This is a genomic window from Mucilaginibacter sp. SG564 (genome assembly GCF_013149275.1).
Classification (GTDB): domain Bacteria; phylum Bacteroidota; class Bacteroidia; order Sphingobacteriales; family Sphingobacteriaceae; genus Mucilaginibacter.
Genome location: NZ_JABGNA010000001.1, coordinates 542,863 through 554,377, shown reverse-complemented (window position 1 = coordinate 554,377; position 11,515 = coordinate 542,863). Strand labels below are relative to the sequence as shown.

General features: G+C 42.9%; 9 protein-coding genes. 5 read left to right on the top strand and 4 right to left on the bottom strand.

Translation table 11 applies throughout. The features are described 5' to 3' along the window. Positions 1-116: 116 nt before the first annotated feature. Positions 117-1,676, top strand: coding sequence for an MFS transporter (locus FHW89_RS01905; protein ID WP_172333311.1), 1,560 nt, complete (start codon positions 117-119; stop codon positions 1,674-1,676). A 328-nt stretch (positions 1,677-2,004) separates the two neighbouring features. Here the strand turns inward: FHW89_RS01905 and FHW89_RS01900 are convergent, their stop codons facing one another. Both FHW89_RS01900 and FHW89_RS01895 read right to left on the bottom strand, forming a co-directional pair. Continuing rightward, the gene (locus tag FHW89_RS01900; RefSeq protein WP_172333310.1) at positions 2,005-4,575 is read right to left on the bottom strand and encodes a M1 family aminopeptidase; all 2,571 of its coding nucleotides are present in this window, start codon (positions 4,573-4,575) and stop codon (positions 2,005-2,007) included. Positions 4,576-4,639: 64 nt separating this feature from the next. Continuing rightward, on the bottom strand, positions 4,640-5,494 hold the full coding sequence (locus tag FHW89_RS01895) for a LysR family transcriptional regulator (RefSeq protein WP_172333309.1): 855 nt from the start codon (positions 5,492-5,494) through the stop codon (positions 4,640-4,642). Positions 5,495-5,568: 74 nt separating this feature from the next. Here FHW89_RS01895 and FHW89_RS01890 point away from each other — a divergent pair, with 74 nt between their 5' ends. Further along, the gene (locus tag FHW89_RS01890; protein ID WP_253952139.1) at positions 5,569-6,543 is read left to right on the top strand and encodes an alpha/beta fold hydrolase; all 975 of its coding nucleotides are present in this window, start codon (positions 5,569-5,571) and stop codon (positions 6,541-6,543) included. A 66-nt stretch (positions 6,544-6,609) separates the two neighbouring features. Here FHW89_RS01890 and FHW89_RS01885 read toward each other — a convergent pair whose 3' ends face one another. Further along, entirely contained in the window at positions 6,610-7,668 is a 1,059-nt protein-coding gene (locus FHW89_RS01885) for a proline iminopeptidase-family hydrolase (protein ID WP_172333308.1), read from the bottom strand. A 203-nt stretch (positions 7,669-7,871) separates the two neighbouring features. On the opposite strand from FHW89_RS01885, the gene FHW89_RS01880 reads away from it, so the two are divergent. The 3 genes from FHW89_RS01880 to FHW89_RS01870 all read left to right on the top strand — a co-directional run bounded on the left by FHW89_RS01880 (position 7,872) and on the right by FHW89_RS01870 (position 9,204). Beyond that, positions 7,872-8,093, top strand: coding sequence for a hypothetical protein (locus FHW89_RS01880; RefSeq protein WP_172333307.1), 222 nt, complete (start codon positions 7,872-7,874; stop codon positions 8,091-8,093). A 215-nt stretch (positions 8,094-8,308) separates the two neighbouring features. After that, positions 8,309-8,785: a VOC family protein gene (locus FHW89_RS01875; RefSeq protein ID WP_172333306.1), complete on the top strand. Its 477-nt coding sequence runs from the start codon at positions 8,309-8,311 to the stop codon at positions 8,783-8,785. 26 nt (positions 8,786-8,811) lie between these two features. Further along, entirely contained in the window at positions 8,812-9,204 is a 393-nt protein-coding gene (locus tag FHW89_RS01870) for an iron chaperone (protein ID WP_172333305.1), read from the top strand. A 389-nt stretch (positions 9,205-9,593) separates the two neighbouring features. Here the strand turns inward: FHW89_RS01870 and FHW89_RS01865 are convergent, their stop codons facing one another. Then, on the bottom strand, positions 9,594-11,369 hold the full coding sequence (locus FHW89_RS01865; protein WP_172333304.1) for a glycoside hydrolase family 9 protein: 1,776 nt from the start codon (positions 11,367-11,369) through the stop codon (positions 9,594-9,596). Positions 11,370-11,515 lie beyond the last annotated feature (146 nt).

The window sequence follows — 11,515 nt, the reverse complement described above, 5'->3', positions numbered from 1 at the left end:
CTACTACTTAATGGGTTATTACTGTTAAGTGATCATCACACCAATGATTGCCACCAATTATCCCATCCTTTTGTAATTGCCATTTGTTACATTTACATATACATTAACCTTATTTTATGGCAACAGTGGCATTGGGCAGTTCGGCCGGTAAATGGATCATGGTTTCGTCTATCATGGCCTCGGCCATGGCTTTTATTGATGGCACTGCCCTTAATGTGGTACTGCCATCGTTGCAACAAAGCCTTAATGCCAGCGGTACGGACCTTTTTTGGATACTGAACGCTTATTTATTGATGCTGGCCGCATTAATCATGATCGGTGGCGCTCTGGGCGATAAATTGGGCCGAAAAAAGATATTTATGGCAGGCATCTTTATTTTCATCGTGGGCTCAACAACCTGCGGCTTTGCCCCCGATGTTAATTTGCTCATAGCATTCCGGATGCTGCAAGGTATTGGTGGCGCATTGATGATACCGGGCAGCTTATCTCTAATATCCTCCTCCATAAACGAAAAAGAACGGGGCAAGGCCATCGGCACCTGGTCGGCTTTTACTACGGTAGTTACTTTAGGGGGCCCTATTTTAGGCGGCGCTTTTGGCGATGCCGGTTTATGGCGCTATATCTTTTTCATTAATGTACCGATAGGCGTTGTAGCCTTGCTGATCCTTTGGTTTAAAGTAAACGAAAGCCGTGATGAAGACACCGACCACACTCTCGATTTCCCCGGAGCGATTTCCATAGCACTTGGCTTAGCCGCGCTTACCTTCGGCTTTTTACGTGCGCCAGCTATGGGATTTGGACACTGGCAGGTTTACACTACCTTAATAGCGGGGACAGTGCTGCTAGCCACTTTTATCTTTATCGAAAGTAAAAGCACTCACCCGATGATGCCCTTAACACTATTCAAAAACATGACTTTCAGCGGGGTTAACCTGCTTACGTTTTTTTTATATGCCGGCCTTAGCGCGGCTATGTTATTTCTTTCGCTCAACCTGGTACAGGCACAGGGTTATAGTCAACTACAATCAGGTCTTACTTTTTTGCCTTTCACTATACTGATGATCATTATGGCCCGTTTTTCCGGGGCCATTGCGGATAAGCACGGGCCAAGATTGTTATTGATAGCAGGGCCAGCGACAACAGGCATAGGCTTATTAATCTTATCATTTGTTGGGCAAACCAAAGGCCCGGCAGATTATGGGACCACCTTTTTCCCGGGTATCATCATATTCGGTACGGGCATGTCGTTTACGGTGGCTCCTCTTACAGCGGCGGTTATGGGCTCGGTAAGTGATCATTATTCGGGAACGGCATCGGGAGTAAATAACGCACTTTCGCGCATTGCCAATGTTTTTGCCAATGCCATATTGGGGGCCTTTGCGGTTTTGCTTTTCACCGGCGCGCTACAACAGGATATTCAGCAAATCCCATTAAATGAAAAACAAAAACAGGCAGTGATGACGCAGGCGGTTAACCTGGGCGATGCCAAAGTGCCCGCAGGCTTTGACACGCATGACCAACAGGTTATTAAAAAACTTTACCGATCTGGGTTTATTACTGTTTACACCAAGGTGATGCAGCTGTCGGCTTTGCTTGCTTTTTTAGGTGCTTTGATGTCATTTCTGTTTATTCGGAACAATACCATTAAAAAAGGCTCTACCTTGGATGCCTCATAGGAATAAATATTTTTGAGATTCAGGAGGCTCCTCTGGAGCTACTGCACTTTATTACTCTTTCTATAAACAGGATGCTCCTCCGGAGCTATAATTTACGCTGGTTTCACGATGGGACACCGGTTATAGTTAATACGAGTTTTTTTCTCGGCAACCATTCATTTTATTAATTTTTATGAACGCAGGAACTACAAACTATCAGGCTCCAGAGGAGCCATCTGTTTATAGCTGATAGGAGATATTTCCCGGCTCCGTAGGTGCCTCCTGCACCATCGTTTCGGGCGGCAATGCTAATCACGTCCAATACGTTCAATCTCATAATATGGAACAATCATAACAACTTTTGCGCCCTGAACAGGTTATCTGTATTCTGTAATATTTTGGCTTTTAACTTTGGATTATAGTTGGGATGAGTACTTAAAAATTTTTCTACAACTTCGGTAGCTTCCTTGTCCTGATAATAACCAAAGATCGCCTGCAACCATGATTGCGGGAAAAATATGTCTCCCGTTCTCTGTATCTCTTCTACCAGTTCCAGGCTTTTGAGCAGATACTTTTCCGAAGTTTTTTGTCTAAGCGGATGATGCAGGTAAATCAAAGCAGTGGTTACCCAGGCTTCTTTTTGCCGGTTCTTCACATCCTGTAAACTATTAAAAAAACGGTCTCTTTCCTGCTCGTCTGAGGAGAGTGCCGGAATTAAAAATTCCAATCGTTTTTTACGATCTACATTGGCAATTCTTGTCTCCTGCATCTGTAATACGCCGGGCACCGAATCACTTTTTAAAGCGATACTCAGTGCCAGGGAGGTATAATCATCTTCATTTAACTTTACGCCCAGCGGTGGTTTTTGCTGCTGCCATATAGTGTAGATATTCTTTATAGCAGCCCTGGTTAAATACACATCCTGATAAGCGCGGAACAGTACTTTTTTATTATTTGGCTTCTCTTGTTGCTGTAATGCATACCATAAATTATTCTCCAGATCAGCGGCTATAGCATCACGAACAGCAGGTGTGATAAACTCCCAGTAAATATTACCCATATAACCGGTTAGCAGCCTCAGATTTGTTTCTTCTTTTTCCCGGGCTAACCCTTTTGAAAAAATACTTAGTAGCTCCTGTGGCTTAAAATATCGCCCTGCCAACATATTTTCGTAGGCAGATATATATAGCGAGGCCCTTTGCAGAGGGCTGCCGATCCGGAATAAACTATCCGTGCCAGCCTTATCTACCGGAAACAAGCCATATCCTATCCCGTTTGAATTGAATAGCACATACTGGGGCTTATCAAGACCTTCCGCTTCCTTTAGTTCAATACCCGCGCTTTTCATATTCACAGCAATGTTTTTGGTGTAGGCCGGGTAAACCAGGGTCACGTTGAACGATTGCGGCCAAATACGTGCAGCACCAAACTCAGGATGTTGGGTTATGGTAAAATTGCTGATCTTGTTATCCTTGTAAAGGACCTTATCGTCAAAAACAGGCCGGCCGGGTTGATTTACCCATACTTTATTCCAGGTATACAGGTCGGTTGTAGTGTGTTTACTCAGAATAGCTATCAGATCGTTCCAGGTGGCGTTGCTATAAGCATATTTTTTCAGATATTCCTGTATTCCCAGCCTGAATGGCTCCTTTCCCATCAATAATTCCAATTGCTGCATCATGATGGGTGCTTTGTGGTAAATAATGTTACCATACAGCGAGCCTGCATCTTTCAGGTTATCCAGATCCTGCCGTATAGGGTTAGCGCCTTGTGTACGATCGATGCTGTAAGCCGCCGGGTAATGATCCTGCAGGAATTTCAGATCAAAAGTTTCGCTGCCCATGAGCTTTTCGGTTATTTTATCGGCCATAAAATTAGCGAATACCTCCTTCATCCATACATCATTGAACCAGCGCATAGTTACCAGGTCACCAAACCACATGTGTGCCGTTTCGTGCGAGAACAGGTTCGACCGGGCTATAATCATATCTTTGGTAGCCCCATCATCCAGAAACACCGCCGAAGCTTTGTATTGTACTTCGCCAGGGTGCTCCATACCACCGAACTGAAAATCGGGTATGGCTATAAAACCCACTTTTTGAAAAGGGAACGGGATGCCTGTCCACTGTTGTAAAAAGCTAATAGCATCTTTATGGGCGGTAAACGTTGGAGCGATGCTCAGTTTAATCTTGGTGGTATCTGTTTCGCGATATAAAAACTCGGCCTGCCTGCCATCAATAAGCTGTTTAATGCTGTTGAATTTACCTGCAGCAAAGGAAAATAGGTAAGTACTCAGTTTGTCCGATCTTTTGAAGCGATAAGTGGTTCTTTGATTCCGGGTTACCGAATCGGCAATAGCCGCGTTGGTCAAGGCTTTCCATCCTGCCGGTACGGCGAGCGTAAGCAGGTAATTAGCTTTCAGATCGGGCTGATCAAAGCAAGCAAAAACCGTGCGTGCCCTGTCGGGTACAAATAAAGCATATAAATAATCGTCATTACGGTTAAGGGATTGATCGCCCGTAGTAAATTGAAGCGAGATGGTATTTTTACCCACACGTAAATATCCGGGAGCTATCAATAAATGCTCCTGCTCCAATTTTACAGGAATTTGTTTGTAATTCACTTGTATGGCATGCACCTTATCCGCACCCTGTTTCAAATCGAGCTGCAAGGGCTGATCAGTATGTTTTAAAACCAGGCTGATGGATTCTTTAGCTTCGATACCTTTATTTTTATCTGCAGGAATATCCAGATTAAGTGTATATTGAATATCGCTGATCACCGAACGCCTGTATTGAGCCAGCACCCGTGATACGCCCAGTTCAACTACCTGATTGTTGGTTTGCGCATAAGCAATTACCGCGTTAAAAGCAATAAGGAATAAGGTAATACCGGATTTGTGTATTTTTTTAAAAATCATAGGGTAAATCAACAGCCTGGTACCAGGTCATCAAATTTATAAAAATGAACCCGGTTATTCATGATCAAAACAAACCCATAAACACTTTCATAGCATTTGACTGCGGCAGGTCTTTCCGGTACGCGATCAACGTGGTTAATACGCCCTGCTCGCCCTCGATGCGGTATGTTTTTAACTTCCGGTTATAATACATCTGGCTGAACAGATCTTCGGGCATAATAGTTATCCCCACCCCTGCTTCCACAAAATTTACTATGCCCTCCAGCGTATTCAGCACGGTACATTGGTAATTAAATATCCCCTGGGCTTTTAGCCAGTCTTCCAGCTTGGGGCGATAGCTACAACCCACGTCAAAAACAACAATTTTCACTTGTCCTTTTTTTACGTAATCCTGCAGATCCGGATAATTAGCGGCCGTAGCGATGGCCAGCGTTTCTTCTTTTACCAGATGTACACCCAACTCCGGCGCGGTAACCGGAGCGGCTACAAAAGCGGCATCGAGCTTATAGTTCAAAACATCATTGATGAGATTACCGGAGTTGTCGGCCCTGAAACTCAAGGTAACATCGGGGTATTCATCAGTAAACTTCTGTATCAATCCGGGCACTTTAAGCGCCATTGTAGTTTCAATACACCCAATTTTAAGCGAGCCGGATAGCTGATGAACATTGGATAATTCCTGTTTTAAGGTTTCGGTGAGATGGTTCAGTTTTTTACAGTATTGGATAAATATCTCACCCGCCGATGTTAACTCTACCGTGCGCGATGTTCTTTTAAATAACTGCACATCAAATTCCTCTTCCAGGCTTTTTATCCTCGCGGTAACGTTTGATTGTACGGTGAACATGGCCTCGGCAGCTTTGGTAAAATTACCATGGGTGGCCACCGCTTCAAATATTTTAAGATCATTACTATTCATAAATCACTTTTTATGATGTTTTGCATTATTATTAATCGTTTTTAATAATCAAATATACAATATAAATTTGAACTATGAAATCAATCACATTAATCAAATGGCAGTTTATACTACTGCTTATCACGGGCGGAACTTTATCCCTGCATGCCCAGCAAATACATACAACAAAAAACAATCAAATGAAAACGACAACCATCCATTACAACAATGTTAAGGTAAATGAGCTGAATATTTTTTATCGTGAAGCAGGCCCAAAAGATGCACCGGTTATCCTGCTATTGCATGGGTATCCTACTTCATCATTCATGTTTCGTAAGCTGATACCTATACTGGCTGCACAATATCATGTGATAGCGCCCGATCTGCCTGGTTTTGGTTTTTCAGATGCTCCCGATCCTAAAACTTACAGTTACACCTTTGATAACCTGGCTAAAGCGATGCAGGGTTTTATTGATAATTTGAAGATCAAACGTTTCGCGGTTTATATTTTTGATTATGGCGCTCCTACCGGTTTGCGCCTGGCGCTGGCCAATCCTGAAAAGATAACCGGTATCATCTCGCAAAATGGGAATGCTTATGAAGAAGGTTTAAGCACCGCCTGGAACCCGATCCAAAAAGCGTGGGACAATCCATCGCAGGAAAACCGTGATGCTTTAAAAAACTTCGTATCATTAGATATGGTAAAATTTCAGTATGAAACCGGTGTGACCGACAAATCGTTGATCGAACCGGAAGCTTATACCTTTGATAAACATATCCTCGACCTGCCCGGTCACGTAGACATACAAGTTGACCTGATGGTTGACTACAAGAGCAATGTGCTGCTGTACCCTAAATTCCAGGCCTACTTCAGGGATAAAAAACCAAAACTACTTGCCGTATGGGGCAAAAATGATCCCTTCTTTTTGCCTGCCGGCGCTGAAGGCTATAAAAAGGATAATCCCAACGCCAAAGTGAAGTTTTATGATACCGGTCATTTCGCCCTGGAAACTCATGTCCAGGAAATTGGCGCCGATATTCTGGAATTCATGAAAGATTTGCCAAAATAAGTTTAGATCTGGTACAAAAACAAAAAGCCCGGTATAGTATACCGGGCTTTTTGTTTTGATCAAGGTTTACAATTTCACTTTCTTTTCGCCTTCATCCACACCTTGGATGAATTTTATTAAACCGTTCATATAGGTTTGCTGATCATCATACATGCTCATGTGACTGCCATTGGCGCAATACAGGTAACTGCCATTTTGAAACTGGGTCGCCATCCACTGCATGTGTGCGGGATCCATCGTATCATATTTGCCACCTATACTCAAAGTTAGGACTGAAATTTTAGGCAGATCTGCTTTACGATCCCAATGCGTTAACTTACCGGCAATACCAAATTCACTGGGCCCCTGCATGGTTACATATAACGATTGGTTGATCTTGCTGAAAGCGCGGTTAACAGGTTCGGGCCATTGCTCAATCGGGATACGGCATATATGCTTAGCGTAGTAATTGGGCAACAGCAACTGCATATACTCCGGGTTTTCAAAATCGCCTTTGGCTTCAATTGCCCTGATGCGGGCCAATACCTTGGGATCAAACTGCTTGGCCAAAACATTATCGGCATATTTACCATAGTCCGGACAACTGGACATCATGTTGGAAATGATGAGCCCTTTTAAATTCTGCTGATATTTAAACGCGTATTCCAGAGCCAGGATACCACCCCATGAATGGCCCAGCAGGTAAAAATTATCTTTATCTAATTTGAGCGCCTGCCTTACCTGCTCCACCTCTTCTACATAACGCGGTAAGCTCCACATGGCGGTATCTTTAGGATTGTCGGAATTTCCTGTACCCAGTTGATCGTAATAGATCAGTTCAATGCCCTCGGCAGGTAAAAAGCCTTCCATGCATTCAAAATACTCATGGGTAGCGCCCGGTCCGCCGTTCAGCAGCAGTAACTTAATCTTAGGATTATTACCAATTTTCTTTGTCCATACATTAAATTTTCCTTTTGGCGTATTGATGGAAACTACCTGCACCCCGCCTTGTTGTACACCTTTTGTAGTGTCTTTTAAAAAACTGTGTAAACTCAATTCGGTCTTCTGCGCTGCATCAGGGTCTTTACACGCTGCCAACCAGGTAAGCGCGATAAAAAATGCGATTTTTAAATGTTTTATGTTCATAGTAAGTGTTTGGTATTACAACAGGATATAACCAATTGCATTGTTTGTAATTTATAGCCCTAATTTATCAACTTTAAATCATTAAGCATATCACCAAAAGCGGTGGTAAAAATAGTTTACCTGTTGATATTTAAAATAAAGGGATGTTTGTTGATTGCTTTAAAGTTTATACATTTGCGGTATTACAGTTTCACATCAAAAACATGAAAAGAATATTAGGGCTTTTAATCACAACAATAGGTATCTTAATCATAGGCGGTTTCTTTATTTTCACGCCAAACCACGCGTTTAACCCTGCTGATTCTATTAGCGGTGTTCAGGCTTCTGCCGGTGTTGTTTATGGTGGTTTTATAACTTTCGGTATAGGTATGGTTATCTTTATATCTACTTTACCATTCGCCGGAGAAAAATCAAAAAACTCCTGAGTGATATAATACTTAAGGAAAATTCTTTTTCGACATATAAAAGGCGGTCTGTTAACAGACCGCCTTTTACTTTTTAAGGCAAATACTATCAATACGCAATTGCCCCCGCATATTGTCACATTCACACCCTTTTCAGTAGGATTGCTTCAGGTAACTTTGGTATAACAAAACAAATTGAAGTAAATCATATTAAAACAAATTAAGGAGAATACATTATGCAAAAGATCACCCCATGCCTTTGGTTCAACGGAAAAGTTCAGGAGGCTCTCGATTTTTATACCTCGATATTCAAAAACTCAAAAGTTTCAGATATTACCCGCTATGGTGAAACACATCCACAATTAGCCGGCGATATACTGGTAGCCCGCTTCGAGCTGGACGGACAAGAATTTATGATATTGAACGGAGGCCCTGGGTTTCCGTTTACCGAGGCGATATCATTATCGGTTATCTGTAAAACCCAGGAAGAAATTGATTTTTATTGGAATGCCTTATTAGCCGATGGTGGAAAAGAAAACCAGTGCGGCTGGCTTAAAGACAAGTTTGGCTTATCATGGCAGGTAAGCCCTATAGAAATTGAGGCCATGCTGAAAGATAAAAACACCAAAAAAGCCAACAATGTGATGAATGCTATGATGCAGATGGTTAAAATTGACCTTAATGTATTAAAGGAAGCCTACGCGCAAGGCTAATCATCAATTCGGTATATTTATCTGCTATGAGAGGTTCAGATCTTCCGGCACCACGAGATGCCGATGAATATATTGCCCAACAACCAGCAGCATTCAGAGCGATACTGGAAAAGTTAAGGCTCATCATCAAAGACACCGTTCCGCAGGCCATTGAAATGATTAGTTATCAGCTGCCTTGCTACAAGTATCATTACATGCTGGTGGGGATCGGAGTAAATAAAAAGTACTGCAGCTTTTACACCATGAACCCCAGCCTGGTAAAATCTATGAAGGATGAGCTCAAAGATATCAGGGTATCTGGTTCTACACTGCATTTTGCACCAGGCGAAGCCTTACCTGTTGAACTCATCAGGAAGATCATATCAGAACGAATGATGCAAAACGAGATCCTGGCCCTATCCAAAAAAAGTAAAAAATAACCTTCATCTCTCAGGTACGCTACCGGTGCCTGAGAGATTTGTTTTAGTTAGTTTCGGTATGATCATCCGTTTCGATCATTTCCAGGCCACCCCGTTCATTCACACTATATTTTGAAAAAACTTTAACACTTGAGGGTCGATCTGGCGTGTTTTCCCGTCGCCTGGCGGGCCCTCGAAATGGTAATATCAGGATACAGAGAAAAATACAGACCTTCATTATAGCTATCAGCATAACATTGATTTTGACGCGACTTTAACAGCCGCATTACAGCATAATAAAGCACATGATTGGTTGAGCTTTGCAGATGTTTAGCCGCGGTTGATTAGTCCCGGCTCACAAAGGCTAAGATAAGGAAATGATCAATATTTCTAAAATTTGAGTCTGAATGTTATTCAGGCTGGGCAATAGCAGTGATGGCCTGCATAAACCAGGCCGCATGAGGCAGCCATTGCTCTGTCCAACGCCACTCGTTTCCGTTATCTTCAGTTTTAAAATCAATGCCGCTGCCATCTGGGTTGCCTTCTTTCCCGGTAATACCATTAGATATACCACCCTTGCCCGATCCATGCCCAAAACTGGAGCTCATGTACGGTACATTATTTTTGCCAAATTGGTACATAAAGCACATGGAATACGGGTTGCAGCCCAGTATCCATGATAACTGATCAGATGCATAAACAGCCAGATCTTTCTTTACACCCCAGCCGCTCTTTTCGGGGTAAACCAAACGACCGCCAACTATAGCCGCGGTCGCCAATGAGCCCAGCCGGGCATTTTCGCCCTGCCACCACCAACCGGTTTCATTTTCATGTGGTATAAAAAATCCGTTCTTGATTTGATTATTTAAGCGGAAAGTTTGCCGGGCATAGCCAAAGGGATTATTCACTTCATTGGTTACACGCAGGTTGTAATCAAGCGCTTTTTTGATTACGGTTAACGCCGCTGTTCTTTCACCCTGCTCTTTCTCCTTAGTTAAATATCTGCATAAAGCAATAATGGGCAAACCGGCATCGGAGGCATGCCAAAATGGGCGCCCCTGGTCGTTACTGATAAAATAGCCTGCGGGGCTCATTCGCTTTTCGATATGTTGTGCCCGCTTGCGGGCTTCGTCCTGATAAAATGAGCTATCTGTTGCTATCCAAAGCTCAGTTGCAGCCATCAATGCGCAATAATCATCAATGATATTTTCCTTACCGTCATCATCATATTTAGTATTGTTGATGAGCAGATGGGCATAAGCACGTTTAGCCGCAGCAAGGTATTCTGCCGATTTATAGTCGCCATCTTTTTTTAAAGTAGAGATACGGGCAAGGGCGGCTATACCCATACCGCCTCCCTCGCGAAAAGCGCATTGATATTCGTCGGTTGTAACACTGTTGGCTCTTAAGCCCACTATACGGCGTGCTTTGGGATCTTTGCTGAAGTAGCTAAAAACGGTCATATAAAAATAGCCTTCTTTGGATAGCGAGCGCATGATGTAATCGCCTCCCCATAGAGCCTCGCTGGTCATACTATTTTCTGCATTGATCTGTTTGAGCAAACCCGGTATAGTTTGCACCGCGTTCACCATTGACCAGGTTACCAAAGGAATTTGCTGCGGCGACATATAATTGGCATAAGCCAGGTGCGAAAAATACTTACTTACATCTCCCGAGGCATCACACCAGCCGCCGCGTACATCCGCGGTTTTGTTGCTGCCAAAAAGGATGATAGCTTTATCAACATCGAGCTCTGTTGGCGTATTAGCCCTTTGTTTATTATAATAGTTAATGATGGCAGGCAGGGTGTTTATCGCGAGCGCGTTTTCACTAATCTCAAAACCATCTGAAAGATATACTTTGCCGTTTACGCTGATGCTCAATTTATACTTACCCGCTTGTTTAAATGATGAAAAATCGGCCTGGTAAAAAAAAGCACCCTTAACCCAATCTTCAATTTGCTCAGGTCCTTTGAGTGCGCCTGTAAATGCAACCTTACCAGATGAGTTGAGCAGGTTAAACGTTAGCCCGCTTAGGTTAACATCATTACGGATAACCGCCTGTTTTGCACCCTTTGTATCAAAAGCCACCTGGTTAACATAAATGATAGGGGCCGCTTTAGCTATAAAAGCAAGCGTGATTAAAAAACAAGTCAGTAAGGTTTTGAATTTGTGGCTGTAGGTCATTTCTCTGCTGGCAAAATTTATATGTGCAAATTACTAATTAATACGCCGCTGATCTCATGAACAGTCTTAAATTGGCCGGTCACGAGCCCCTATATTACCTCTACAGGATACCAGCAGGCATTAAATCATATCAAATAAAGTCCGGT

Coding starts and splice junctions, on each gene's coding strand:
- FHW89_RS01890 (WP_253952139.1), top strand. CDS start 5,569: ATGAAATCAATCACATTAATCAAATGGCAGTTTATACTACTGCTTATC.
- FHW89_RS01885 (WP_172333308.1), bottom strand. CDS start 7,668: ATGAACATAAAACATTTAAAAATCGCATTTTTTATCGCGCTTACCTGG.
- FHW89_RS01905 (WP_172333311.1), top strand. CDS start 117: ATGGCAACAGTGGCATTGGGCAGTTCGGCCGGTAAATGGATCATGGTT.
- FHW89_RS01880 (WP_172333307.1), top strand. CDS start 7,872: ATGAAAAGAATATTAGGGCTTTTAATCACAACAATAGGTATCTTAATC.
- FHW89_RS01865 (WP_172333304.1), bottom strand. CDS start 11,369: ATGACCTACAGCCACAAATTCAAAACCTTACTGACTTGTTTTTTAATC.
- FHW89_RS01895 (WP_172333309.1), bottom strand. CDS start 5,494: ATGAATAGTAATGATCTTAAAATATTTGAAGCGGTGGCCACCCATGGT.
- FHW89_RS01875 (WP_172333306.1), top strand. CDS start 8,309: ATGCAAAAGATCACCCCATGCCTTTGGTTCAACGGAAAAGTTCAGGAG.
- FHW89_RS01900 (WP_172333310.1), bottom strand. CDS start 4,575: ATGATTTTTAAAAAAATACACAAATCCGGTATTACCTTATTCCTTATT.
- FHW89_RS01870 (WP_172333305.1), top strand. CDS start 8,812: ATGAGAGGTTCAGATCTTCCGGCACCACGAGATGCCGATGAATATATT.